The 25,188-nt window shown below is 70.3% G+C and carries 18 protein-coding genes and 1 tRNA gene; 11 read left to right on the forward strand and 8 right to left on the reverse strand.

Annotated elements, in window-relative coordinates:
* Nucleotides 1-8 precede the first annotated feature (8 nt).
* Both O0S08_RS39395 and O0S08_RS39400 read left to right on the forward strand, forming a co-directional pair.
* Nucleotides 9-3,305, forward strand: coding sequence for an efflux RND transporter permease subunit (locus O0S08_RS39395; RefSeq protein ID WP_269034632.1), 3,297 nt, complete (start codon nt 9-11; stop codon nt 3,303-3,305).
* A 53-nt stretch (nt 3,306-3,358) separates the two neighbouring features.
* Complete coding sequence (locus tag O0S08_RS39400) at nt 3,359-4,960, forward strand: TolC family protein (RefSeq protein ID WP_269034633.1); 1,602 nt, start codon at nt 3,359-3,361, stop codon at nt 4,958-4,960.
* A 96-nt stretch (nt 4,961-5,056) separates the two neighbouring features.
* Here O0S08_RS39400 and O0S08_RS39405 read toward each other — a convergent pair whose 3' ends face one another.
* The 4 genes from O0S08_RS39405 to O0S08_RS39420 all read right to left on the reverse strand — a co-directional run bounded on the left by O0S08_RS39405 (nt 5,057) and on the right by O0S08_RS39420 (nt 8,650).
* Nucleotides 5,057-6,286, reverse strand: coding sequence for an Obg family GTPase (locus O0S08_RS39405; protein ID WP_269034634.1), 1,230 nt, complete (start codon nt 6,284-6,286; stop codon nt 5,057-5,059).
* Nucleotides 6,287-6,289: 3 nt separating this feature from the next.
* Nucleotides 6,290-6,580, reverse strand: coding sequence for a 50S ribosomal protein L27 (gene rpmA, locus O0S08_RS39410; RefSeq protein ID WP_269034635.1), 291 nt, complete (start codon nt 6,578-6,580; stop codon nt 6,290-6,292).
* Nucleotides 6,581-6,602: 22 nt separating this feature from the next.
* On the reverse strand, nt 6,603-6,923 hold the full coding sequence (gene rplU / locus O0S08_RS39415) for a 50S ribosomal protein L21 (protein WP_269034636.1): 321 nt from the start codon (nt 6,921-6,923) through the stop codon (nt 6,603-6,605).
* 197 nt (nt 6,924-7,120) lie between these two features.
* Entirely contained in the window at nt 7,121-8,650 is a 1,530-nt protein-coding gene (locus O0S08_RS39420; protein ID WP_269034637.1) for an MYXO-CTERM sorting domain-containing protein, read from the reverse strand.
* A gap of 391 nt (nt 8,651-9,041) precedes the next feature.
* Between O0S08_RS39420 and O0S08_RS39425 the strand changes: the two genes are divergently transcribed.
* On the forward strand, nt 9,042-9,425 hold the full coding sequence (locus O0S08_RS39425) for a lytic transglycosylase domain-containing protein (protein ID WP_269034638.1): 384 nt from the start codon (nt 9,042-9,044) through the stop codon (nt 9,423-9,425).
* 92 nt (nt 9,426-9,517) lie between these two features.
* On the opposite strand, the gene O0S08_RS39430 is transcribed toward O0S08_RS39425, so the two are convergent.
* Nucleotides 9,518-11,125 carry an ABC-F family ATP-binding cassette domain-containing protein gene (locus tag O0S08_RS39430; RefSeq protein WP_269034639.1) on the reverse strand — a complete coding sequence of 536 codons (1,608 nt, stop codon included), beginning with the start codon at nt 11,123-11,125 and terminating at the stop codon, nt 9,518-9,520.
* Between the two features lie 157 nt (nt 11,126-11,282).
* Between O0S08_RS39430 and O0S08_RS39435 the strand changes: the two genes are divergently transcribed.
* From O0S08_RS39435 to O0S08_RS39450, 4 genes are all read left to right on the forward strand, one after another.
* Entirely contained in the window at nt 11,283-11,864 is a 582-nt protein-coding gene (locus O0S08_RS39435) for a hypothetical protein (protein ID WP_269034640.1), read from the forward strand.
* Between the two features lie 150 nt (nt 11,865-12,014).
* The gene (gene pruA / locus O0S08_RS39440; RefSeq protein ID WP_269034641.1) at nt 12,015-13,652 is read left to right on the forward strand and encodes an L-glutamate gamma-semialdehyde dehydrogenase; all 1,638 of its coding nucleotides are present in this window, start codon (nt 12,015-12,017) and stop codon (nt 13,650-13,652) included.
* A gap of 89 nt (nt 13,653-13,741) precedes the next feature.
* The gene (locus tag O0S08_RS39445; protein WP_269034642.1) at nt 13,742-14,029 is read left to right on the forward strand and encodes a hypothetical protein; all 288 of its coding nucleotides are present in this window, start codon (nt 13,742-13,744) and stop codon (nt 14,027-14,029) included.
* A 4-nt stretch (nt 14,030-14,033) separates the two neighbouring features.
* The gene (locus tag O0S08_RS39450) at nt 14,034-14,525 is read left to right on the forward strand and encodes an MOSC domain-containing protein (protein ID WP_269034643.1); all 492 of its coding nucleotides are present in this window, start codon (nt 14,034-14,036) and stop codon (nt 14,523-14,525) included.
* 85 nt (nt 14,526-14,610) lie between these two features.
* Here O0S08_RS39450 and dnaJ read toward each other — a convergent pair whose 3' ends face one another.
* Nucleotides 14,611-15,732, reverse strand: coding sequence for a molecular chaperone DnaJ (gene dnaJ / locus O0S08_RS39455; protein ID WP_269034644.1), 1,122 nt, complete (start codon nt 15,730-15,732; stop codon nt 14,611-14,613).
* 149 nt (nt 15,733-15,881) lie between these two features.
* On the opposite strand from dnaJ, the gene O0S08_RS39460 reads away from it, so the two are divergent.
* The 4 genes from O0S08_RS39460 to O0S08_RS39475 all read left to right on the forward strand — a co-directional run bounded on the left by O0S08_RS39460 (nt 15,882) and on the right by O0S08_RS39475 (nt 20,737).
* Nucleotides 15,882-16,514 carry a hypothetical protein gene (locus O0S08_RS39460; RefSeq protein ID WP_269034645.1) on the forward strand — a complete coding sequence of 211 codons (633 nt, stop codon included), beginning with the start codon at nt 15,882-15,884 and terminating at the stop codon, nt 16,512-16,514.
* Between the two features lie 47 nt (nt 16,515-16,561).
* A tRNA-Sec gene (locus O0S08_RS39465) sits at nt 16,562-16,657 on the forward strand.
* 18 nt (nt 16,658-16,675) lie between these two features.
* Nucleotides 16,676-18,982, forward strand: coding sequence for a hypothetical protein (locus O0S08_RS39470; protein ID WP_269034646.1), 2,307 nt, complete (start codon nt 16,676-16,678; stop codon nt 18,980-18,982).
* Between the two features lie 102 nt (nt 18,983-19,084).
* A complete protein-coding gene (locus tag O0S08_RS39475) occupies nt 19,085-20,737 on the forward strand; it encodes a hypothetical protein (protein WP_269034647.1) in 1,653 nt (550 codons plus the stop codon).
* A gap of 84 nt (nt 20,738-20,821) precedes the next feature.
* Here O0S08_RS39475 and O0S08_RS39480 read toward each other — a convergent pair whose 3' ends face one another.
* Nucleotides 20,822-22,225 carry a hypothetical protein gene (locus tag O0S08_RS39480; RefSeq protein ID WP_269034648.1) on the reverse strand — a complete coding sequence of 468 codons (1,404 nt, stop codon included), beginning with the start codon at nt 22,223-22,225 and terminating at the stop codon, nt 20,822-20,824.
* Nucleotides 22,226-22,784: 559 nt separating this feature from the next.
* Nucleotides 22,785-25,187 carry an FG-GAP-like repeat-containing protein gene (locus O0S08_RS39485; RefSeq protein WP_269034649.1) on the reverse strand — a complete coding sequence of 801 codons (2,403 nt, stop codon included), beginning with the start codon at nt 25,185-25,187 and terminating at the stop codon, nt 22,785-22,787.
* Nucleotide 25,188: the final 1 nt, after the last annotated feature.

A 25,188-nucleotide genomic window follows, 5' to 3' on the forward strand; every position in this document is an offset into this window, starting at 1 on the left:
GTCCCGCCATGCTGCTCGCCGAAGTCTCGATCCGCCGGTCCATCTTCGCGACGATGCTGATCGCCGCGCTGATGGTGTTCGGCTTCTTCAGCTTGCCGCGCATCGGCGTCGAGCTGTTCCCGAACGTCGAGTTCCCGGTCGTCACCGCGACCGTCGTCTACCCGGGCGCCGACCCGGAGACGATGGAGACCAAGGTCGCCGACCCGATCGAGGAGGCGCTGCAGTCGATCAGCGGCGTCAAGCGCATGACCTCGCGCAACCTCGAGGCCGTCACCCAGGTGGTGATGGAGTTCGAGCTCGAGGTCGACGGCAACCAGGCGCTGCAGGACGTGCGCGACAAGATCTCGGCGATCGAGCGCGACCTGCCGCAGGGCATCGACCCGCCGGTGGTGCAGAAGTTCGACGTCGGCGCCGCGCCGATCCTCTCGATCGCGCTGGCCGGCGACGTGCCGATGGCCGAGATGACGCGGATCGCCAAGGACGAGGTCAAGCAGCGGCTGCAGCAGATCTCGGGCGTCGGCAACGTCGACCTCATCGGCGGCCGCGAGCGCGAGATCAAGGTCCTCGTCGACCCCGCGCGCATGACCGGCTTCGGCCTCACCGCCGACGACGTCGCCAACGCAGTGCGGGCGCAGAGCCTCGAGCTGCCGGCCGGCTTCATCAAGACCGGCACCAGCGAGCTGACCCTGAAGACCCGCGGCGAGGTCAAGAGCGCCGCCGAGATCGCCGACATCCTGATCCCCGGCCCGCCCGGCGCGGTGGTCCGGATCCGCGACGTCGCCGAGGTCCTCGACGACGTCGAGGACGCCCGCTCGGCCTCGTTCCTCAACGGCAACTCGGCGCTCGCGCTGGTCGTCAAGAAGCAGTCGGGCGCCAACGTCGTCGCCCTCGCCGAGCAGGTCCGCGAGGTGCTCGACGAGATGCGCCCCGACCTCGAGCGGCGGGGCATCACCGCCGCCGTGCCGACCGACAACTCGGTGTTCGTCGAGCACGCCATCGGCGACGTCAAGTTCGACCTCATCCTCGGCGCGATCCTCACCATCGTCATCATCCTCGTGTTCCTGCACGACATCCGCGCGACCTTCATCGCCGCGCTGGCGATCCCGACCAGCATCGTGGCGACGTTCGCGTTCATGCAGTACATGGGGTTCTCGTTCAACAACATCTCCATGCTGGCGCTGTCGCTGTCGATCGGCATCCTCGTCGACGACGCGATCGTGGTGATCGAGAACATCTACCGCCACCTCGAGATGGGCAAGCCGCGCATGCGCGCCGCCCTCGACGCGACCAGCGAGATCGGCCTCGCGGTCATCGCCACCACCCTGTCGATCGTCGCGGTGTTCGTGCCGGTCGCCTACATGAAGGGCATCATCGGCCGCTTCTTCTTCCAGTTCGGCCTCACCGTCTCCGCGGCGGTGCTGCTGTCGATGCTGGTCTCGTTCACGCTGACGCCGATGCTGTCGTCGCGCATCATGCGGCAGCAACACAGCCACGCCCCCGGCCTGTTCGCGCGCCTGTTCAACAAGCTGTTCGGCGCCGTCGAGCGCGGCTACGCCGGCGTCCTGCGCTGGTCGCTGCGCTGGCCGTGGACCACCGTCCTCATCGCCCTGCTGTCGCTGTTCGGCTCGTGCGCCCTCGTCACCCGCGTGCCCGCCGAGTTCCTCCCGCCCGAGGACCAGTCGCAGTTCGCCGTCAACGTCGAGCTGCCGACCGGCACCGCGCTCGAGGCGACCGTCGAGACCGCCGAGGCCGTGGCCGCCGACCTGCGGGCCAACCTCCCGCAGATCAAGGACACCTTCACCACCATCGGCGGCGGCGCCGTCGGCCAGGTCAACCGCGCGCGCATCACAGTCACCCTCGAGCGGCCCAAGCAGCGCGGCTTCTCGCAGCAGGACGCGATGAAGTGGACCCGCGAGCGCCTCGCCGGCGTCGAGGGCGCGATGTTCACCGTCGACCAGCTCGACCCGTTCGGCAACGACGGCGGCTTCCGCAGCCAGCCGATCCAGTTCTCGATCCGCGGCACCGATCTCAACGAGGTCGTCGCCGCCGCCGAGGCGCTCAAGGGCGAGCTGGCCCAGACCGGCAAGTTCGTCGACCTCGACACCTCGTACCGCGGCGGCAAGCCCGAGGTCGCCGTCGCCGTCGACCGCAACAAGGCGGCCGACCTCAGCGTCCCGATCGCCTCGATCGCCCGCACCGTGCGCTCGCTGATGGCCGGCGACCCGATCTCCGACCTCAAGGAGGGCTCGGAGATCTACGACGTCATCCTCTACATGCCCGAGTCACTGCGCTCGAGCTTCGAGTCGCTGAGCAACATCAAGGTCCGCTCGGCCTCGGGCCGGCTGGTCGACCTGTCGGCGGTGGTCCGCGTCGAGCGCGGCGAGGGCCCCAGCGAGATCGAGCGGCAGAACCGCCTGCGCCAGGTGCTGGTGCTGGCGGCGCTCAACGACGTCACCCTCGGCGAGGCCCAGCAGGTCGTCACCGACGCCGCCAAGCGGGTCGTGCCGGCGAAGCTGCAGACCAGCTTCATGGGCGACGCCGAGGTCATGCAGGAGTCGTTCGAGTCGATGATCTTCGCCCTCGCCCTGGCGATCATCCTCGTCTACATGATCCTCGCGGCCCAGTTCGACAGCCTGATCCAGCCGATCACGATCATGGTCTCGCTGCCGCTGTCGGTCGTCGGCGCGTTCGGCGGCATCTACCTCGCGGGGATGTCCCTCAACATCTTCTCGTTCATCGGCCTCATCATGCTGATGGGCCTCGTCACCAAGACCGCCATCTTGCTGGTCGACTTCGCCAACAGCGAGCGCGAGAAGGGTGCCGTCATCACCGAGGCCCTGGTCCAGGCCGGCACCATCCGCCTGCGGCCGATCGTCATGACCGCCGCCGCCACCATCTTCGGCATGATCCCCGTCGCCCTGGCCCTCGGCGAGGGCGGTGAGACCCGCGCGCCGATGGCCGTCATCGTCATCGGCGGCATGATCACCTCGACGGTCCTCACCCTCGTGGTCGTCCCCGTCGTCTACCTGCTGTTCGACCGCATGGTCACCAGCCGGTCGATGCGCTGGATCAGCTTCAAGTTCTTCGGCGTCGACGTCGACAAGCCGGCCGAGACCCTCGACGACCCGCTCCCGACCGCCCCGACCCCGGTCGCCCCGGCCGCCCCGGCCATGGCCGCTCCGCCCCCGGACCTGGTCATGCCCGTGCTCGTGGCCGAGGCCTCGCCGCCGCGCTCCGACGACTTCGAGATCGAGCGCGAGGTGGTGTTCCCCCGCCTCCACCGCGGCACCAAGCCGCCGGAGTGAGCGGTCGCTCGCCTTCCCTTTAAACAGGTTCTTTCGCACAGGACGCTCCCGCCATGTCCCTTGTTTGGTCTGTCGCCCTGGCGCTGCTGGCCCCGGCCCCGCCCGGCCCCCCGCCGCCGCCCACCCGCGAAGCTCCGCGCGCCGCCGCCGACGCGGCCGTGTTCGACGCCACCGCCTACCTGCGCGAGGGTCCGCTCGCCGAGGCGCTCTCGCCCAAACCCGGCGGCCTCACGGCCGACAAGGTCGCCGTGCAGGCGATCGCCGAGTCGCCCGCGGTCGCCGCCAAGGAGGCCCAGATCCAGGCCGCCGCGGCCAAGCTCGATCAGACGATGATCGCCTTCCTGCCGCAGATCTCGGGCAAGGCCGGCTACACCCGCCTGTCCAAGGCCGCGATCAACTTCGGCGGCGGCTACAGCGTCGGCGCCGCCTCCGGCCCCGAGGCGGGCGGCGACCCGATCCCGATCGGCATCGGCCCGTGCGCCATGGGCTCGCCGCAGATGTGCACGGTCGATCCGAACACCGGCCAGCCGCTCACCCTCGTGGTCGCGCCGCCGTTCAAGATCCAGATCCCGCTCAACTCCTACTCGCTGCAGGCCCAGCTCTCGATCCCGATCTCCGACTACATCCTCTCGCTGGTGCCGGCCAAGCGCGGCTCCGAGACCCGCCGCGACGCAGTCGCCCTCGCCCGCGACGCCGAGCGCATCAAAGTCGAGACCGACGCCCGCCTCGCCTACTACAACTGGCTGCGCACGGTCGCCTCGGTGGTCGCCGTCGAGGACTCGCTGCGCCGCGTCAAGGCGCGCGCGCTCGACGTCGAGAACCTGTTCAACGCCGGCAGCGCGACCAAGGCCGAGGTGATGCGCCTGAGCGCGCAGATCGCCCAGATCGAGCAAGCGATCAACGACGCCCGGGTGTTCCGCGCGACCGCCGAACAGGGCCTGGCGATCATGCTCAACGACCAGGACCTCGACTTCGCGCCGGGCGAGGACGTCATCGACCTGCCGCCCGACATGGCCGACCTCGGCAGCCTCGAGGCCCTGATCCGCGAGGCCCACGGCAAGCGGCTCGAGCTCAAGTCGATGGAGAAGAGCATTGGCGCGGTCGACTACGGCATCAAGGCGACCCGCGCCGGCTACTTCCCGCGCCTCGACGCGTTCGCCGAGGCCACCTACGCCAACCCGAACCAGCGGTTCTTCCCGCTGGCGCCGGTGTGGCGCGGGTCGTGGTCGGTCGGCGCCCAGCTGACCTACTCGCTCAACTCGGCCCTGCGCACGCGCGCCGAGATCCGCGAGTACAAGGCCAACAAGCGCGAGCTCATGGCCCAGCTCGAGGTCCTGCGCCGCGGGATCGCCATGGAGGTCACGCAGGCCTACCTCGCCCGCAACAAGGCGATCGCCGACATCGAGCTCAGCGCCCGCACCCTCGAGTCCGCGGTCGAGGCCTACCGCGTCGCCACCGAGCTGTTCGCCGTCGGCTCCGCCACCACCAACGACATCATCGACGCCGAGGCCGACCAGCTGACCGCGATCCTCCGGATCGTCAACTCGCGCATCGACCTCCGCACCGCCAACGCCCGCCTGCTCTACGCCACCGGCCGCATCAAGCCCAACAACGTCCAGGTCTACGATACCCGCGACAAGGCGACCCGCGGCTAGTCGCCCGGCTCCGAACGCTCGAAGGGGCATGTCCGCAAGGACATGCCCCTTTCGTCATGCTCGAAAGGACCTGCCCGAGCGGGCATGTCCTGCGTGTCAGCTCTGGCTCGCCGGCGTCGGACCCGAGACGCCGCCGCGGCGGACCATGTCGACGCGGCGCCACAGCGCCTCGAGCAGCTCGGGCACGCCCTCGCCGGTGCGCGCCGAGATCGGGAACAGCGGGATGCCCTGGGCTCGCAGCGCCTTGCGCAGCGGGCCCATCGCCTCCTGGCCCTCGGGCGTGTCGACCTTGTTGAGCGCGACCACCCGCGGGCGGCCCTCGAACATCGAGCCGTACTGCGCCAGCTCCTTCTCGAGCGCTTTGAGGTCGACCATCGGATCGCGGCCGGGCGTCGGGTCGGGCGAGAGCAGGTGCAGCAGCACGCGTGTGCGCTCGAGGTGACGCAGGAAGTCGAGGCCGAGGCCGCGGCCCTCGCTGGCGCCGTGGATCAGGCCCGGCACGTCGGCGACCACGAGGGAGCGCTCGCCGGCCAGCGCGACCACGCCGAGCTGCGGCACCAGGGTGGTGAACGGGTAGTCGGCGACCTTCGGCCGCGCGCGGCTGATCGCGCGGATGAAGGTCGACTTGCCGACGTTGGGGAAGCCGACGATGCCGACGTCGGCCAGCAGCTTGAGCTCGAGGCGCAGCCAGTACGCGTCGCCGGTGATGCCGGGCTCGGCGAAGTCGGGCGCGCGGTTGGTCGAGCTGCGGAAGTGCACGTTGCCGCGGCCGCCGAGGCCGCCGTGGGCCACCACAAGCTCCTGGCCGTGGAACGTCAGGTCGCCGAGCTGCGCTCCGGGCTCGAGCTCCGTCTCGCGCCGATCCTTCTCGGCCTGCGCACGGCGGATCGGCCCCGACTTCTGGACCCGCACCGGCTCCGGGATGTCGGTGCCGTCGTCGGTCCAGGCGATCGCGCCGATCTGGTCGAGCTCCTCGTCGAGGTCGTCGGCCAGCCACGGCGGGCGCTCGCCGGGCTCGCCGGCCAGCGCCTCGAAGAACACCGTCGTGCCGACGGGTACGCGGATCCGCAGATCGTTGCCCGAGCGGCCGGTCATCTTGTTCGGCCCGCCGGGGCGCCCGCTCTCGGCCGCGAAGTGCTGGCGGAATTTCAGGTCCAGCAGCGTCGTCAAATGATCGTCGGCGACAAAGACGACATCGCCGCCCTTGCCGCCGTCACCGCCCGCCGGACCGCCGTCGGGCACGAACTTCTCACGGCGCCAGCCGACCAGCCCGTCGCCGCCTCGCCCTGCGCGGACGACGATCCGGACCTGGTCGATGAAGCGCATCGCTCACTCCGCAGCGGCGGCAGTGTCTGCCTCGGCCGCGAGCGGGTCGATGGCGATGAACGCCTTGCGCTCGTGGCCCCGCTTGTAGAAGCGGACCTTACCGTCGACCAGCGCGAACAGGGTGTAGTCCTTGCCCGTGCCGACGTTCGGCCCGGCGTGGAAGCTGCTGCCGGCCTGACGAACCAGGATGTTGCCGGCGCGGACGACCTCGCCGCCGAACCGCTTCACGCCGCGGTTCTGCGCGTTCGAGTCGCGGCCGTTCTTGATCGAACCTTGACCTTTTTTATGTGCCATCGTCGTTCTCCAGCGGCGCTTTTCAGCCCGCGATCGAGGTGATCTTGACCTCGGTGTAGGCCTGCCGGTGGCCCTGCTTCTTGCGGTAGTTGGTGCGCTTGCGGAACTTGTAGACGATGAGCTTGGACCCGCGCCCGTGGCTCACGACCTTGGCCTCGACCTTGGCGCCGGCGACCAGCGGCTTGCCGATCTTCACGGCGTCGCCCTGGCCGACGAGCAGCACCTCGAAGTTGACAGTGGCGCCGGCTTCCACCGGGAGCTTCTCGACGCGGAGCACCGAACCGGTGCTGACGCGGAACTGCCTCCCGCCGGTACGAATGATGGCTTGCTGGTTCTCGGACACGAAGCGCTCGCACTCTCTGGGGCGATTCGCCCGCCCACGCGGCAGCCAGATGGTGGCTGCGACCGCCCGGATCGATCTTCGAGACCCTCGGCCGGGCGCGAGGGAACAGGCTTATATGCGTGGCCGCCCGGGCCGGTCAAGCCGCGGGGGCGCGGCGGAGGTCACGCGCGTATTCGCGCGTGGGCCGCCGCGAGGTCTCAGGCCCGGCGCCGGCGGCGAGCCCTGTGGGCCAGCCACAAGCCCAACAGCGGCAGACCGAGCGCGCTGCCCGCCCCCTGCCCGGGGTTGCTGCGGCACTCGCACCCGTCCTTCTCGAGCGCACCCGGGCCCTCGGTCTCGCTGTCGCTGGCGCTCCCGGGATCGTTCGTGTCGTCGCCGGTGTCGCCGGCCGTGTCGGTCCCGGTATCGGTGTCGGTGTCGCCCGCGCTGTCGCCGGCGCTGGTGGTGGGCGCCTCGGAGTTGCCGACGAGGATGGTCAGCTTGTCCTGGACCACGTGCTCGGCGTGGTCCTCGGCCTCGAGCACGACCTCGTAGGTGCCGGCCGCCAGGTTGGAGAAGTACCAGGCGCCGACCTTCTCGTAGTCGACCTCGTCGAGCGCCACCTCGCCGTCCCGCTTGACGGTGATCCTCCAGCCCACGCCGCCGTAGTTGTCGTGGATGTCGGCCTTGACCTCGATGTTGGCGCCGACCTCCAGCTCGAGCACGTCGCCGTCGGGGAGGATGTTGACCGTGGGCGGCTCGGTGTCGGGCTCGGGGGTGCCGAAGATCTTGTTGAGCTCCGCGAGGTCGTTCTGCTGCTCGCTGCCCACGCCGCAGTAGATCTCGTGGATCAGGCGGCAGCCGATGGTGCCGGGGCCCTGGCACTGCTCCTCGCACAGGGCCTGGCAGTTGTCGCCGAAGTGCTTGTTGTTGCCGGCCTGGTAGCTCATGATCCGATCGCTGCCGAGCGTGTGGTCGAGGCCCCACGCGTGGGCGATCTCCTGGCTGATCGTCGCCGAGCTGCTGTCGAACGCGTAGACCACGTTGCGCTGGTCGCGGTCCTCGCAGTCGGTGCCGGGCGCGACGCCGCCGGCCGGGGAGTCGATGTTGGTGTCGGTCCACGAGCCGCCGACCATCGCCATCGTGTAGGGCACGGTCTTGCTCGGGCGGTTGAGGTAGAGGACGCGGATCCCGAGCGTCTCGAGGTCCTGCTGGACCGCCTGGATCAGGGTCAGCGCGGTCGCCTCCGAGCCGTTGAACACCGGATACGGGTGGTTGTGGCGGGCCAGGATCGACTTGCTCTCGGCCGAGTTGTCGTCGCCGGCCTTGAGCATGCCGCCGTTGAAGTTGAGGAACACCGTGCCCTTGCGCGGGTACTGGTTGCCCTCGATGTCCTCCCAGGCCGGCAGCGGCTTCGGGTCGATCTGCTTGCGGCCCTCGGCGATCTCGCGCCGCTGCACGACCTCGCCGAGCTGCACCCAGCCCTCCGGCAGCTGCCCCGGCGCCAGCGGCTCCGACGCGCGCGCGCTCAGGGGCAGGGTGTCGAGCTGGGACAGGTCCGGCTGCTCGACCGGTTCGGCCACGAACTCGCCACGCGACTGCAACACCTCGCGCATGTCGTAGTGATGCGCGCCCCTGGCCATCTTCGCGTAGGGGTCGTAACGCTCGCCGTCGGCGGCCGCGGCGGCCGCCGGCACCCCGACGGCCGCGCCGCAGAGGAGGAGAAGTGCGTCTGCCCTCAAAGCCATGTCTCCGCTCCTGCCTGCTCGCCGAGGCGAGCTACGAGAACCCATCTTACGAACATTCCCTTAGAGCACGCGTGGCGAGATGCACGCCGGCCTCGATTTTTCGCTAAACTCTGGGTCTCCCCCGGACAATGTAGGATATTTCACACCCATGACTACCCTACAGCCTTCGACCGCGCCGCCGGCCTCCCGGAGCCTCCGCCCTGCGCGATGGACCGTTGTTTGGATGTTGCTTGGGGTCGCGTTGAGCGGCCCCGGCTGTGCGACCTCACGCCTGGAGCCTGCGCGATCTCCCGCCCAGGCCTCGGCGGAACCTGCTGGCGACGGCGGGGGAGACGCCTGCGAACGCTGGCCTGCTGGGCAGCGCGACCAAATCGCGGCGGTCCAGCCGCACGTGCAGTCGGCGGCCAAGAGCAACAAGCTCGACCCGCGCCTCATCAACGCGGTCATCTGGGTCGAGAGCAAGTTTAACGCCCGCGCGCGCGGCCCCGGCGGGACCCAGGGGCTGATGCAGCTGATGCCCTCGACCGCGCGCGAGCTGGCGAACAGCCTCGGCGAGCGCTCTCGCCCGCTCGACCCCGGCTTCAACGTGCGCGCCGGGAGCCTCTACCTCGCGCGCATGATCCGCAAGTTCGACGGCAACACCGAGCTCGGACTGGCCGCCTACCACGGCGGGCCCGGGCACGTGCTCAAGTGGCGCAAGGCCGGCAAGCGCGGCGTGCCCGAGGGCAGCAAGAAGTACGTCGAGAAGATCAACGCCGCCAAGAAGATGTTCTGAGGGCCCTGCCCTCACGGACAGGACCCTCAGGACAGGGCCCAGGCGACATGTCCTCGGCGACATGTCGCCTGGACGTCGCCCGGAGCGGGGGCTCAGCGGCCGGGGGCCTTGCCGGTCTTCTCGAGGAACTCCTCGTAGTTGCCGGGGAACAGGTCGTAGCCCTTGTCGCCCTTGAGCTCGAGCACCTGGGTGGCGACCTCGGAGACCATGGCGTGGTCGTGGGACACGAAGATGAGCGTGCCCTCGTACTTCTGCATGGCCTCGGTGAGGGCGCGGATCGACTCGAGGTCGAGGTGGTTGGTCGGCTCGTCGAGCAGCAGCAGGCTCGGCTTGATGAGCGTCATCTTGGCCAGCAAGAGGCGCACCGTCTCGCCGCCGCTCAGCGCCTTGACCGGCTTGTCGGCGTCCTCGGACGGGAACAGCATGCGCCCGAGCAGGCCGCGGATCTCCTCGACCGTCGACTTCGGGTCCCACTGGTACAGCCACTGGAACGCGGTCCGGTTCTCGACGTTGCCGAGCGCGTCCTCGTGGTCCTGCGGCAGGTAGCCGAGCACGACCTCGTGGCCGAGGGTGAGCTTGCCGCGGTCGGGCTCGTAGGCGCCGGCGATGCACTTGAGCAGGGTCGTCTTGCCGATGCCGTTGGGGCCGACGACCGCGATCTTCTCGCCGCGGGTGGCGTTGAAGGTGATGTCCTTGAGGACAGGCTTGCCGTCGAACGACTTCCACAGGCGGTCGACCGACAGCGCCAGCTTGCCGCTCGGGGCCTTCTGATCGAAGCGGATGAACGGCCGCTGGATGTTGCTGCGCTTGAGGTCGACCAGCTCGATCTTGGCGATCGCGCGCCGCCGCGACTGCGCCTGGCTGGCCTTCTTGGCGTTGGCGCCGAACCGCTGGATGAACTCCTTGAGCTCGGAGATCCGCTTCTGCTTGCTCTGGTTGTGCTTCTCGGCCGAGATCCGGTACTGGATCTTCTGCCGCAGCATGTCGTCGTAGCCGCCGGTGTACGTGATGATGTTCTCGTAGTCGACGTCGGCGGTGTGGGTGCACACCTCGTTGAGGAAGTGGCGGTCGTGCGAGATGACGACCAGCACGCCCTTATACTCGAGCAGGAAGTTCGTCAGCCAGTGGATCGACTCGAGGTCGAGGTGGTTGGTCGGCTCGTCGAGCAGCAGGATGTCGGGGTTGCCGAACAGCGCCTGGGCCAGCAGCACGCGCAGGCGCATGCCGCCGGTCAGGATCGACAGCGGCTGCTCGTGCTCGGCGGCCGGGATGCCGAGGCCCTCGAGCAGGCGCTCGGCCTCGGTCTCGGCGCCGTAGCCGTCCTCCTCGCTGATGATCATCTCGAGCTCGCCGAGGCGCATGCCGACCTCGTCGCTCATGTCGCCGCTGGCGAGCAGCTTGTCCTTCTCCTCCATCGCGTCCCACAGGCGGCGGTTGCCCATGATGACGACGTCGCGGATCCGGCAGCTCTCGTAGCGGAAGTGGTCCTGGTGAAGGACCGACAGGCGGGTCCGCGGCGGCTTCCACACGCCGCCCTTGTCGGGGTCGAGCTCGCCGGCGAGGATCTTCATGAAGGTCGACTTGCCGGCGCCGTTCGCCCCCGTCAGACCGTAGCGGTGACCGGGCTCGAACGACGTCGTGACGTCGTCGAACAGCACCTTCCCGCCGTACGACTTGGTGATCTCAGATACCGTCAACATCGCTGGCTTCCTCGCAAATAACCTCGTTCAGGGCCGCGCTCCGATCGAACGATCGTCGAGCGCCAGAAGGCCCCGAGGCCGGCACGCCGCTTGCCGGGCGCGCCGGTGCGTGGTTAGCTTGCGGGACTTGCACCGGCAACGCCCAATCCTCCTCGCCGTGAGCCTCATCGCGGTCGCAGCGTGGGCGGTTCCTCACGAGGTGCACGCCTGCAGTTGCATGCCGCCGCCCGCGCCCACGGTCGCCCGCGACCAGGCGGAAGCGGTCTTCGAAGGCCGCGTCGACGTCGTCCAGAGCTCCGACACCGGGATGGTCCGCTACGTGCTCTCGGTCCAGCGGGTGTTCAAGGGCGAGCTGCCGGCGTCGACGTCGATCGTCACGCGCTCCAGCAGCGCCGCCTGCGGCCGCAGCTTCGTGCTCGGCAAGAACTACCTGGTCTACGCCCACCGCACCCCCGAGGGCGATCTCGGCGACACGATGTGCTCACGCACCCGCCAGATCGGCACGGCCGACGAAGATCTCGCGGCGCTCGGCGCCGGCACACCGCCTCCCGCTCCGGCGTCGCCCGAGACGCAGAGCCGCGAACCCCCGCGCATCGAGCCCCCGGCCGCCCCGCCGGCCCTCGACGCCCCGGCGCCGGCGACCCGCCGCGGCTGCGATGTGGCCGCCAATTCCAGCCCCGCAGCCCTCCTCAGCCTGGCGGTCCTCAGCCCCCTCCTCTATCGCCGTCGCCGACGCTGACGTGCGCGATCGCGCGCGCGCAGACCCCTGTCAGCGAGCCCGGAGCCTGATAGCCTTCGCGCCCGTCTGGGCGGCATGCCTGGAGCCACCACGACCGTCGCCGACGGCCGGGATTCCGTGCATGCTTGCGCCAGCCTGGAGACCGCCCTGATGTCGTTTGGCCTGTTCCGCGTCCCCGACCCCGTCAACGAAGCCGTGCGCACGTACGCGCCCGACACGCCGGAACGCGCTTCGCTCAAGGCCTGCTACGCCGATCTCGCCGCCAAGAAGCACGACCTGCCGCTGTGGATCGGCGGCAAGGCCGTCCGGACCGGCAACATCAGCCCCATCATCTGCCCCCACCACCGCAAGGCCGAGCTCGGCGGGTTCCACCAGGCAGGGACCCGCGAGGTCGGCGACGCCATCGCCGCCGCACAGGCTGCGCGGGCCGACTGGGCGGCGATGCCGTGGGACCAGCGGGCGGCGATCTTTTTGCGGGCCGCGGCGCTGCTGCGCGGGCCGTTCCGCGACAAGCTGAACGCGGCGACGATGCTGAACCAGTCGAAGACGGCCCACCAGGCCGAGATCGACGCGGCCTGCGAGCTCATCGACTTCTTCAACTTCAACGTCCACTTCCTGACGCAGCTGTACCAGCAGCAGCCGATCTCGTCGCCGGGCACGTGGAACCGCGTCGAGTACCGCCCGCTCGACGGCTTCGTGTTCGCCGTGACGCCGTTCAACTTCACGTCGATCGCCGGCAACCTGCCGACGGCGCCGGCGCTGTGCGGCAACACCGTGGTGTGGAAGCCGGCCTCGACCGCGGTGCTGTCGGGCGCGGTCATCATGGAGCTGCTGCAGGCGGCCGGCCTGCCCCCGGGGGTCATCAACTTCGTTCCCGGCTCGCCCGCCGCCGTCGGCGAGCAGGTCCTGGCCCACCGCGACCTGGCCGGCGTCCACTTCACCGGCTCGACCCCGGTGTTCAAGCAGATGTGGCGGTCGATCGGCAACAACATCGACAACTACCTCAGCTATCCCCGCCTGGTCGGAGAGACAGGCGGCAAGGACTTCGTGTTCGCCCACCCGAGCGCCGACGTGCAGTCGCTGGCGCACAACCTGCTGCGCGGCGCCTTCGAGTACCAGGGCCAGAAGTGCTCGGCGGCCTCGCGGGCGTACATCCCCGACAACCTGTGGCCGCAGGTGCGGGAGATCCTGGCCGACGGCATCGCCGGCATCAAGGTCGGCGACGTCAGCGACTTCACCAACTTCATGGGCGCGGTGATCGACGCCCGCAGCTACGCCAAGCTGCGCGAGGCGATCGAGGAGGCGCGCAGCCGCCAGGGCGGGCGCGTCGGCGAGGTCATCGGCGGCGAGAGCGACGACAAGACCGGCTTCTTCATCCGCCCGGCGGTCATCGCCGGGGTCGAGCCCGACTACCGGACGATGAAGGAGGAGTTGTTCGGGCCGGTGCTCACGGTCCACATCTACCCGCAGGGTCGCTTCGAGGAGACGCTGGCGCTGTGCGAGCGCGGCAGCGAGTACGCGCTGACCGGCGCCATCTTCGCCGAGAACCGAGCGGCGATCGTCGAAGCCACCGAAACCCTGCGCCACGCGGCCGGCAACTTCTACATCAACGACAAGCCGACCGGCGCGGTGGTCGGCCAGCAGCCGTTCGGCGGCAGCAAGGCCAGCGGCACCAACGACAAGGCCGGCAGCCTGCTCAACCTGGTGCGGTGGATCTCCCCGCGGACGATCAAGGAGACCTTCACGCCGCTCCGCGACTACCGCTATCCGTTCATGAGCGCCGGCTAGGGCGTCGTCCTCGGCCGCACGACGGGCTGCGCGCAACCGCGCCTCGACTTCGTCTACCTTCGCCCGTAAGCCAGTCCCGAGGACCCCTCATGCGACACGTCACCCTCTCCGCCTGCGCGTCTCTCGTCCTGCTCCTTGGGGCATGTTCCAACGGCAAGGCGACCGAGGCGGAGTGCGCCCAGTTCGCGGCGCACTTCGAGAAGTTGATGACCGGCGGGGTCAACGCGGCCGAGGCCGACAAGACCACCCAGCTGGCGAAGGACATGGCGAAGGACCTCCAGGCCACGTGCCTGAGCGAGGGCACCTCCGCCGAGGTCCGCTGCGCCCTCGCGGCCGAGTCGATGGAGGCGCTGCAGCGCTGCGGCGACCCCAAGTGAGGTCATGAGCGCGGACGGCGAGAGCGGCGTCGTCGTCGGCGTCCACGTCAACCCCGAGGGCGGGGTGCCGAAGCACGCCGTCGGCCTGGCGCTCGTCACCGGCAGCGGAGTCGCCGGCGACCGCCAGCGCGACCTGAAGCACCACGGGGGGCCCGACCGCGCGGTCTGTCTGTTCGCGCTCGAGCGCATCGAGGCGCTCGCCGGCGAGGGCCACCCGATCGCCCCGGGCACCACCGGCGAGAACCTCACGATCGCCGGCCTCGACTGGGACCGCCTCGGCGTCGGCGACCGCCTGGCCGTCGGCGACGACGTGCTGCTCGAGATCACCGGCCCCGCCCCGCCGTGCAACACGATCGCCGGCTCGTTCAAGGGCGGCGAGTTCAAGCGGATCTCCGCCAAGCTGCACCCCGGCTGGAGCCGCCTCTACGCCCGCGTCCTGCGCGAGGGCGTGGTCCGCGAGCGGGCCGCCGTCCGCCTGCTCGGGCAGCGCGCCTGAGGCTGTCTGCTCGGACAGGTCTCCTCGGGCATGCTCCCACGAGCATGTCCCGATGGACATGCCCCGACTGACAGGGAGCCGGCGCTCAGCAGCCGCGCTTGCGCCGGCGCAGGCTGCTGAAGAAGCCCTTCTTCGGCTCGGCGACGGACTCGCCGCCGAGCTCGGCGAGCTCGCGCAGGAGGTCCTCCTGGTCGCCCGACAGCTTGGTCGGCACGGTGACCTCGACGTGGATGTGGTGGTCGCCGAAGCCGCGGCCGCCGATCACCGGCACGCCCTTGCCCTTGCGGGTGACGACGTGGTTCGGCTGGGTGCCGGCCTCGAGCTCGAGGTCGATGTCGCCGGACAGGGTCGCGGCCTTGACCGTGCAGCCGAGCGCCGCCTGGACCATCGAGACGGTGACCTTCGAGTGGACGTCGTACTCGTCGCGCTGGAACCGCTCGTCGGGCTGGACGGCGACCTCGACGTAGAGGTTGCCGGCCGGGCCGCCCTTGACGCCGGCCATGCCGCGCCCGGGGATCCGCAAGGTCTGACCGTCGTCGACGCCGGCGGGGATGTTGACCTTGAGGGTGGCCTCGCGCTGGACCGCGCCGGTGCCCGAGCAGGTCTTGCACGGGGTGGTGATCATCGACCCCTGGCCCTGGCAGCGCGGGCAGGTGGTCTGGATGGTGAAGAAGCCCTGGCGGTGGATCACCTGGCCGTGACCGCCGCACTGACTGCAGGTCTGCGGCTTGGTGCCGGGCGCCGCGCCGCTCCCGTTGCAGTCCTCGCAGGCCTCGCGGCGCTGGACCGTGAGCTCGCGCTCGACGCCGGCGACCGCCTCGGCGAACGGGATGACCACGCGGGTCTTGAGGTCCGCGCCGCGCTGCGGGCCGTCGCGGCGGCCGCCGCTGAACCCGAGGTTGCCGAACAGGTCGCCGAACAGGTCGCCGAAGCGGCTGAAGATCTCGTCGGTGCCCTGGAAGCCGGAGAAGCCGGCGCGCGACGGGCCCTCGTGCCCGTACTGGTCGTAGAGGCGACGCTTGCCGTCGTCGCTCAGCACCTCGAACGCCTCGGCCGCCTCCTTGAAGCGCTCCTCGGCCTCGGGGTTGCCGGGGTTTCGGTCGGGATGCCACTGCATCGCGGCCTTGCGATAGGCGCGCTTGATGTCGGGCGCAGGGGCCGTTCGTTCGACCCCGAGAACCTCATAGTAATCGCGTTTTGCGGGCACCGCGCGCGAGAAGCTAAACACCTGCGTCCTCGCTGTCAACGACGGCTCCGCGGAGTCGACGAGGCCCGCCGTGCGGACCGCCACGCGCTCAGCGGAGCGCGCGCGGCGATGACGCTTGTGGTAGCGTGCGCCACCGAGGACACTGCCCGATGCACAAGACTGCTCTCATCCGCGCGCTCGTGGCGACCACCTGCGCACTCCCGGTCCTCGCCGCCGGGTGCAAGGAAGAACCGATCCCGCTGTTCGACGAGCAAGGCACCTGGGTGCTCTCGCTGTTCGCCCTCGAGGACGGCGACGTCATCGGCGACTTCGGCTCCGGCCTGCGCCAGGAGAAGTACATGATCTTCTACGACAAAGACGCGAAGATCGTGGCCACGGCGGCGTGTAACGACTCGATGGGCGACCAGGGCGTGAAGTCGAGCCAGTGCGACATCGGCAAGGAGCAGGGGGGCTACTACTGCCGCTGCTTCAACTACGAGTACGACGAGACGCTGATGACCTGGACCGAGTTCGTGCCCAAGAGCCAGCCCGCGCCGCCGGAGCCGAGCGAGGAGGACATCGCGGCGGGCGTGGTCCCGCCCAAGAACGGGGTCCGGATCGAGCTGGAAGAGTACAGCCCGGACACGTACAACGACACGTACCGCTACCGGCCGCTGCCGTTCGGCGTGTTCGACAGCAACGGCCTGACCTCGCAGTACGTGTTCCAGGGCCGCAGCGAGGCCTTCTTCGACGTGACCGGCTGCCGTGAGGTGTGCGGCATCGCCGGCGAGCCGGAGATGTGACCCGCACGCCGTTCCCTCGCCGGCGCGCTTCCGCTATCCTCAGCCGCGGAGGCGCTCGGCTCGCTGGTGCGGCCCCCGGTCTTCAACACCGGAGTGGGGTGCGAGGAGCGCCCTGGGCAGGTTCGATTCCTGTGCGCCTCCGATCTCCTCGCCCCTGACGCATGTTCGACCCCATCTCCGGCCTGCTCGCGCTCCTCGTCGCCGTCTTCGCGGCCGCCGGCCTGCTGGTCGCCGCCTTCGGGGCGGCCCCGCAGCTCCGCGGCCTGGCGCAGGCGCTCCGCCCCAGCCGCGCGCGCCGCCGCCTCCTGGCCGGCGCCGGCCTCGGCGCGGTCGTCGGGGCCGCGTTCGCCCTCGCGGCCGGCGGCCCCGGCGCGATCGCCTGGTGGTGGCTGGCCGCCCTGCTCGGCGCCGGCCTCCACTGGGCCGAGGCGCGCCTCGCCGACGCCGGTCCGGTCGATGATGTGTCTCGAAGTTCCGGTCGCTTCGGACATGTCTTGAAGTTCCTGTCCGCTTGCGCAGGTCTGGGCGCCGCCCTCGCGGCCGGCGGGCTGCTGCTCGCCCAGCAGGGCGCCGAGGTCCTGCGCGACGGCGTCGGCCTGGCCTCCTGGGCGGCCGGGCCGCTGCTCGCCGGGCTGGTGCTGGCGCTCGCGCTGGTCGCCCGCCGCCGGCCCGCCGCCGACGACCTCGCCGGCGTCGACGCCCTGGCCGCCTTCGCCCTGGTGGCGTGGGCCACGCTGGCGCTGGCCGCCCTGATCGCCGTCCCCGGCGCGATCGCAGCTGGCCTTTCGGCCATGGTCGAAGGGGCATGGTCGGGCGAGGCCGCGCTGGCCGGCGCGCTGGCGGCCGCGGGCCAGGCTGTCCTTTGGAGCAGCTTCGCCGCGGGCCCCGGCACCGGCGGCGCGGAAGACGGCGACCCGTCGGAGCCGGCCGAGCGGCTGGTCGGCGTCGCCCCGGTGACGGCCGTGGCGGCCACCCTCGCCGGCCTGCTCGTGCTCGCGGGCGGTGACCCGCGCGCGCCGGTGTTCTCCGCGCAGCCCAGCGCCCTGCCCGGCGCGCCGGCCGGCGCCGTCGCGCTCGAGCAGCACCTCGGCGTCGGCCTGCAGCCGAGCGACTACGGCCAGACGGTGGTGCTCGCCGAGGGCCTCGGCCTCGAGCCGGGCAAGCGCTACGAGGTGGTGCTGCGCGCCGACCCGCGCGGGCATCGAGCCGGCGAGGTCATCCCCGGCGACAACCTCGTGGTGGTGCCGACCTACGCCGTCGCGGTCGACGTCGACAGCGTCATCCTGCGCGACAAGGACCCCGCGCGCGCCGGCAACCCCGGCTTCGACGTGCACATCGCCTGCACCCGCGAGCGCGTGCAGACCCGCGTCGGCGAGTTCTACAAGCTGCGCCCGCGCGACCCCAACATCAACCTGTCGCAGCTGATGCGGGCGCGCGACCTCGACGGGCCGTACGTGCCGCTGCGGGACTATCGCTTCACCGCCAGCGTCCGCGCCGCCGTCACTCTCGAGAGCAACCAGACCCGCCACCTCCTCTACGAGGAGCCGCGCCCCGCCGACGCCCCGGCCGACCCGAGCCTGCGCGAGCTTATCACCCTCGGCTACGCCGGTCCGTACCTCGATCCGGGCGGCGCCACCGAGGCGCCGCCGCTGGCCTTCGCCGCCGCGCCCGGGGCCTCGCTGACGTACGACGAGCGCGTGCATCTCCGCCTCGATGCGCCCGCGCGCGGCCTGGAACTCGGGTTCATCAATCGCCTCGGCGAGCTCGAGGTCCCGCCGTGGGATCTGCTCGCCGGCCTCACGGTCGCGGTGTTGCCCCACCGCGACGACCCCGAGCTCGACGTGCGCGTGCCCGTGCGCAGCCGGCTCGCGTTCGGCCGCCTGCGTTTCACCAGCGCCGACCCCGCGATCGTGTTCGGCGAGCTGGCCCGGACCCACCCCGAGCACGGGGCGCCGCGGCTCTCGCCGCCGAGCCATCGCTTCGCCGCCGAGGTCCGCGCGGCCACCCGCGTGCCTGCGCCGCGCCCCGACGGCCCGGTGTTAATTCCGCTTCACCGCGATCTCCGTCCGAGCGGCAACCCCGGCTACTCGCTCTATACGCCGCACCCGGCCGAGTTGCTGCTCGCCGGCATGCAGGCGCCCGTGCGCGACCAGTTCGGCGCCGCGCAGGTGCTCCCGGGGCTCACGGCGGCGTTCGGCCGCACGGGGGCCGTCGCCGGCGGTCTCGTGCTCGGCGCCCTGACCCTCGCGGGCCTGATGTTCTGGCTGCGCCGGGGCCAGCGCTTCGGCGCGCGCTGCTTCGGCGGCGGCGAGGCAGGGGTCGCGCTCGTGTTCCTCGTCTGCGTCGTCGCCGGCCCCGCCTGCGACCCGGCCGCGCTGCTGCGAATCGCTGCACCGGCGGTGGCCCTCTGCGCTGTGCTCGGACTCACCGTCATCCTCGTCCGCTCGCCGCGTCTGCGCCGGCGCTGAGCGCACCCGCCGGGCCGCTTCGCCTCGAGATCTTCACAGGCCCTAGCACCGCGACCGAACGACGCGCTTGTCGGGCCCGCGCGCGCCGGATAGCGTGTCCGTATGACGCGCCCCCAGCTCTCGATCTCCGCAGCCCTCGCGCTCGCGCTCGCCCCTGCGTGCGGCGACGACACCGGCGCCTCCGACGGCCTGGCCACCAACGTCAACGCGACGGACGCGCCCGAGGGGACGGCGGGGGTCACCGACAGCGATTCGGACGGCTCGGTGCCGACCACCACCGACACCGCGGAGCCGTTCGTGCCGGTGCAGGCGGTCGGCGGCATCGAGCTCGAGTGGGTCGAGGCCAACCAGGGCATCGGCGTGGCGATCGGCCGCGACGGCGGCGGCGTCGGCGGCTCCGACCGCACCTCGTACCTGCTGCAGAACCGGCTCACGCTGATCCGCGCGTTCTGGAAGAAGCTGCCCGACGACTGGGTCCCGCGCGAGATCGAGGGCCGGCTGATCATCAGCGGCTACCCCGAGGGCGACAAGGTGCTGACGGCCAAGGCGATGGTCGACGGCGCGTCCTTCGTCGGCAACCTCGAGAAGAGCTTCTTCTGGGGCCTCATGCCGGGCGAGGTCATCCCCGGGCTCAAGTACCGCATCGAGCTGTGGGAGACCGAGAAGGGCTGGGCGCTGATCGATCCGGCCACCCCGGCCGGCAAGAACGCGCCCAACCTGCCGCTGTCCGGCAACGCCTTCATCGGCATCGAGGACAGCTACCAGAGCATGAAGGTGACGATCGTCCCGTACAACTACAACTTCGGCGGCTGCATCACCAAGCCGGACACGTCCGCGGAGACGATGAAGAAGTTCGAGAACTTCATGTTCATGATGAACCCGGTCGAGAAGCTCGAGATCACGATGCACGAGCCGATCGACTGGCAGGGCGAGCTGACCTACTTCGGCCAGCTCAACCAGTTCATGGTCGACCTGCGCCAGCAGGACGGCGCGCCGCCGGAGATGTACTACTTCGGCCTGGTCGACGTGTGTTCGGGCGGCCTCGGCGGCGCCGGCGGGCAGGCGATCGACATCCCGAGCGGGGCGAGCAAGAGCGACGCGTGGAAGCGGATCTCGTCCGGTCTGTCGCTGAAGGACAACGTCGACTGGTCGGCCGAGACCTTCGTCCACGAGGTCGGCCACTCCCAGGGCCGCTACCACATCGCGTGCAGCGGCGAGGCCGGGACCGACAACACCTATCCGCACCAGGGCGGCGACATCGGCGAGTGGGGCTTCGGCGTCATCAACTTCAAGCTCTATCACCCCACCGTGCACAAGGACTACATGACCTACTGCCACCCGGTGTGGGCCTCGACCTTCGGGTGGAACAAGGTCTATCCGACCATCCAGCAGCTCAGCTCGTGGGAGATGTCCGGCGCGCCCGCGCCCGAAGACGACGGCGCGATCCTCCTCGGCATGGTCTACCCCGACGGCACCGAGTCGTGGATCACCACCCCCGGCGCGGTCGACCAGACCAACCTCAGCGCCGTGCAGAGCGTCGAGTTCTTCGCCGGCGGCGAGCAGATCGCCGCCCACGCCGCCGAGGTCCGGCCGCAGCCCGACAGCGACGTCGTCAACATCGTCGTCGCGCTGCCCGACGGCTTCGACGATGTCACCCAGATCGCCCGCGTCGACGGCGGGCGGCGCACCGTCACCAAGGCCGAGTCGATCCAGATCAGCCACAAGTACCGGTCGCTGCCGCTGACCGACAAGTAGCGGCGCTCCCGGGTCCGGTCCGAAGGGACATGTCGTGCACGACATGTCCCTTCGTTCATTCACGTGACGCGCGGAGGCGCCGGTTCACAGCCCGCTGAAGTAGGTGACGATGGCGTCGAACGGGTTGCCCATCGAGCCGCCGTTCCAGAACGAGTCGGCCCCCGGGCTGACCCAGATGCCGGTGAGCGAGCCCCGGGTGTAGCCGCTGAGCACGGCGTTGTACTCGCCGAGGCCGTCGGGCTCGGCCGAGACGCCCATGCCGTTCTCGCCCTGGTCGCCGCCGATGTAGGTCGCGTAGAGCGTGCTGCCGGAATTGGCCCGGTCGAGGACGACGAACAACGCGTCGCTGGTCCCGAGGCCCCCGCCGAAGGTCCCGTCGAAGGCGTTGCTGGTGGTCACGCCGCTGTCGCTGCTGGTCCACCCGCTGAGGAAGATCTTGTCGTCGACGACCTGGACGTCGTCCAGCTCGTCCACCCCCGCCGCGCCGTAATAACGGGCCCAGCGGCGGTTCCCGTTCGACGACAGGAACGCGCCGACGAACGCGTCATGGCCGCCGCCCAGCGTCGTGTCGTGGAGGTTCGCCACGCCCGAGCTCGAGAGGGTGTGGCCGGTGACGATCAGGTTCCCGGCCTCGTCGAGGTCGACGGCCTCGGCCCGATCGAGGGCCGTCCCGCCGAAGTAACGCCCCCACTGACGCGTGCCGTTCGTGTTGAACTTCATGATGAACGCGTCGCCCACCCCCCCGTAGGTGGTGCCCTCGGTCGTCGTCTGGTGAATCCCGACGTCGCCCGTGGAAGCCTCGGTGTAACCGACGACGTAGACGTTGTTCGACGAGTCGACGGTACAACCCAGCGCCACCGAATAGCCGTCGGAGCCGCCGATATAGGCCGCCCACAGCACGTCGCCGGTGCTCGTGACCTTGGCGACGAACCCGTCCTGGAACGAGTTGAGGTCATTGTCGTGGGCGACGAAGTCGGCCAGGTCGGCGGTCGAAGTCGTGCTGCCCACGATATAGACGGTCCCCGTCTCGGCGATGCAGATGCCCTCGCCGATCTCGTTGCCGTTCCCGCCGAAGTAGGTGCCCCACAGCCGGCTGGTCCCGGTATCGTCGAACTTCACCAGCATGGCGTCGGAGGCCCCGTTCAGCGCGGTGTTCTCCGCGCCGACGCTGGCGATCACGTTGTTGCCATTGCTGGACGTGGTGTACCCGACCGCGTAGATCTCGTCGCTGCTGCCGTGGACCAGGTGGCGGAATTGGTCGAAGCCGGAGCCGCCGTAATACGTGAACCACGACGGCAATCCGCCCGACGGATCGTACTGGGTCACGAACGCGTCCTCGTCGCCGCCCCGCAGCGTCTGCCACACCCCCGCGGTGCTCAGGAGATTCGAGGTCGTCCCGCCGACCACGTCGACCAGACCGCTGGGGCTGATGTCGACGTCATGGCCGGCTTCATCGATGAGACCGCCGTGATACGTGGACCAATCCACCGTCGGGGCCGCGTGTGCGATCGGGGCCCCCGAGCCCAGCACGCCCATGCAACCGCCGATCGTCGCAACCCTCCGGAGCAACCCTGCACCCAATTGCCGATTCATCCGCATCCCCCCATTTCACGACATTGAAACCCGACCGCGAGAGCGAGCGTGAATCGAACGTCGCCTGGAGTCTACTCGGGCGGCTCGGCGCGTTCAAGTGGATCGTCCCGATCGAACCGGGCGATGCGTCGACAAGGACGGCGTCCTCTCGTTCATCCGGAGAATTCCGGACGAGGACGCCAGGCCTCGAAGTTCGACGCGTCTCGACGGTGACCGCTGCAGGCCCCATGGTCGTCCGTCTGCCGCTGCACTCGTGACATCCGCGTGGCCTGTCTCTTCGGCCATCATGGAAAGGACTACTGCGCCGAATCATCGCGACGTGCGGGTGTCGCAAGCACCGAGGACGTCTTTGCCTCGACTCACGCGAATTCGTGGCTCGTCACCGCGTCCATGAGCGCACGCAGAAAGGGCCCCGGCGCGGCGCGCCGGAGCCCTCACGCAGCGTCGCTGCGACTCACGCGCGCTTGCGGGAGCGGCGGACGCCGAACACGCCGAGCAGCAGCAGCGAGCCCCACAGGCCGCGGGTGCCCTGGCCGTCGGCGACGCAGCCGCAGCCGTCGTCGTCGAGCTGGCACTGGCCGTCCGCCCCCGGCGCGCCGCCGTCGGGGCACTGGCCGTCGGAGTCGGTGGCGGTCTCGCCGGGGCAGTCCTCCGGGCAGAGGGTCGCGTCCTCACCGGGGCCGCACACGCCGTCGCCGCACAGGCAGTCCTCGGGGCAGGTCTCGCCGCCGGTCGGCTCGCACACGCCGTTGCACTCGCCGGCCGTCTCGCCGCAGTCCTCCGGGCACACCTCGCCGTCGTCGCAGGTCCCGTCGCCGCACACGGCCCCCGAGTCGCTGTCGGTGTCGGGGCAGTCGTCGGGGCACATCGGGTCGTCGGCGGTGCCGCACACGCCGTCGCACGGCCCGCAGTCCTCGGGGCAGTTCGTGCTGTTCTCGGCCGGCATCTCGCACATGCCGTCGCCGCAGGTGTTCTCGCACATCACGCAGAGCGGCGAGTCGTCGTCGCAGGTCTCCCACTCCTGCACCGTCCCGTCGCCGCAGCTCTCGGGGTCGATCCCCAGCTCCACCGTGAACGGACCGACGCAGACGCGGTTGGCGGCGGCGTCGATGGCACAGTACTGCCAGGTCAGAGTGTCGGTCTTGCTGCCGTTGTAGGGCACGGTGAAGCCGACCCGCCACAGCGCCTCGCCGAACCAGATCGACGGCGCGATGAACTTCTTCGGGTCGTCGTCGGCCATCGTCACCAGCTCTTGCGGATCGCCGAGGCCGAGCGCGAACTCCATGTACGGCAGGCGGCGGCCGTGGGTCGTGAGGGCCGCGCCGTCGCCGGTCAGCTTGAGGCCGGTCAGGGTCGCGTCGAACAGGTAGTCGTGCCAGTGGCTCGGCGTCTTGTAGTCGTTGACGCGGGCCTCGAAGCCGGCGTGCTGGCCGAAGAACAGCAGGGTGCCGAGCTTGCTGCCGATGTTGTCGTCGTAGATCCGCGGCGGCGTGTCGTCCTCGGCGATGCCGTCGTCGGGGTCGTCGCGGCCGAACAGCGCGTGGTTGCTGAGCGCCGCGTCGCGCTGGGCGACCGCGACGTCCTCGCGGCGGTCGTGGTCGAAGTCGGCGAACATCAGGCCGACGGTGTCGTTGAGCTGCGCCACCGCCGGGAACGCGCTGTCGAGCGGCGCCGGCGCGACGGTGAACTTGGCGCCGTCGTTCAGCAGGAGGCGCGAGTTGACGGTGTTGTTGATGCTCGTGCCGGTGATGACGAAGTCGGGCTTGGCGTCGTTGTTGAAGTCGAGGCTCGCCGCGTCGAAGTCGTTCCTGCCCGGGTTGTCGCCCGGGCCCCAGTAGGCCATCGGGATGGTGAACCCGCCGCTGCCGTCGTTCAGCAGCAGCGAGTTGCGACGGGCGCACACCGGCGGGTCGCCCATGCACTGGCTGAGCCCGCCGTCCTGCAGCGTGATCACGTCGACGGCGCCGTCGCCGTCGAAGTCCATCGGCGTGAACGCCACGTTGATGTTCTTCGTGTTCATCGGCTGCAGCGCCGGCACGGGGTGGTTGCTGAAGTTGCCCTGGCCGTCGTTCAGCAGCACCCGCGCGGGGTCGGCGTCGCCGCGGGTCGAGATCATCGCGTCGAGCGCGTAGTCGTTGTTGATGTCGACGAGCTCGACGTCGAACGACCACGCCGCGAGCAGCTCCATCCCCATCATCAGCTGGGCGTCGCCGTTGGCGAACGTGCCGTCGCCGTTGTTCAGCCACAGCCGCAGCGGACCGCCCGGGTCGTCGATGAAGCCGTGCTGGGCGGCGTCGCCCCAGTCGCTGGCGAAGATGTCGAGGTCGCCGTCGTTGTCGACGTCGCCGAGCTCGAGGTCGCCGATGCTGGCGCTGGCGCTGTCGACGAGGTCCTCGCGGGTGAAGGTGCCCTCGTCGTTGATGAGCACGAAGCTGGGGCTGGAGAAGCTGACGCCGACGACCAGGTCCGCGTCGCCGTCGGCGTCGATGTCGCCGGCCTTGATGACCCACGCGTTGTCGGGGTCGGTGAAGATCCCGCCGAGCTCGGTAAAGCCGGTACCCTGGTCGTTCACCAGCACCTGGTTGACCTCGGCGTTGGCGTTCGAGCCCGAGACGCCCTCGCCCTTGCTGTTCGCGAACACGATGTCGACCCAGCCGTCGGCGTTGATGTCGACGAGCTCGACCTTCTGCGCGGTGCGGCCGTCGTCGGGCAGCTGGATCTCCGGCCTCGGCTCCCACGGAGACGCGCCCGCGATCGCCGGGAGGACGGCCGCGGTGACCGCGGTGACCACCTGGAGCGCCCGACCGGCGCGACGACGAGGAGAGGATGAAGACTTCACGGCAAGGGCGACGAGCATG

The organism is Nannocystis punicea, assembly GCF_026965555.1.
GTDB classification, from domain to species: Bacteria; Myxococcota_A; Polyangia; order Nannocystales; family Nannocystaceae; genus Nannocystis; species Nannocystis punicea.

Coding starts and splice junctions, on each gene's coding strand:
- rpmA (WP_269034635.1), bottom strand. CDS start 6,580: ATGGCACATAAAAAAGGTCAAGGTTCGATCAAGAACGGCCGCGACTCG.
- O0S08_RS39450 (WP_269034643.1), top strand. CDS start 14,034: ATGAGCGCGGACGGCGAGAGCGGCGTCGTCGTCGGCGTCCACGTCAAC.
- O0S08_RS39470 (WP_269034646.1), top strand. CDS start 16,676: ATGTTCGACCCCATCTCCGGCCTGCTCGCGCTCCTCGTCGCCGTCTTC.
- O0S08_RS39445 (WP_269034642.1), top strand. CDS start 13,742: ATGCGACACGTCACCCTCTCCGCCTGCGCGTCTCTCGTCCTGCTCCTT.
- O0S08_RS39420 (WP_269034637.1), bottom strand. CDS start 8,650: ATGGCTTTGAGGGCAGACGCACTTCTCCTCCTCTGCGGCGCGGCCGTC.
- O0S08_RS39395 (WP_269034632.1), top strand. CDS start 9: ATGCTGCTCGCCGAAGTCTCGATCCGCCGGTCCATCTTCGCGACGATG.
- O0S08_RS39475 (WP_269034647.1), top strand. CDS start 19,085: ATGACGCGCCCCCAGCTCTCGATCTCCGCAGCCCTCGCGCTCGCGCTC.
- O0S08_RS39485 (WP_269034649.1), bottom strand. CDS start 25,187: ATGCTCGTCGCCCTTGCCGTGAAGTCTTCATCCTCTCCTCGTCGTCGC.
- pruA (WP_269034641.1), top strand. CDS start 12,015: ATGTCGTTTGGCCTGTTCCGCGTCCCCGACCCCGTCAACGAAGCCGTG.
- O0S08_RS39405 (WP_269034634.1), bottom strand. CDS start 6,286: ATGCGCTTCATCGACCAGGTCCGGATCGTCGTCCGCGCAGGGCGAGGC.
- O0S08_RS39400 (WP_269034633.1), top strand. CDS start 3,359: ATGTCCCTTGTTTGGTCTGTCGCCCTGGCGCTGCTGGCCCCGGCCCCG.
- O0S08_RS39460 (WP_269034645.1), top strand. CDS start 15,882: ATGCACAAGACTGCTCTCATCCGCGCGCTCGTGGCGACCACCTGCGCA.
- O0S08_RS39430 (WP_269034639.1), bottom strand. CDS start 11,125: ATGTTGACGGTATCTGAGATCACCAAGTCGTACGGCGGGAAGGTGCTG.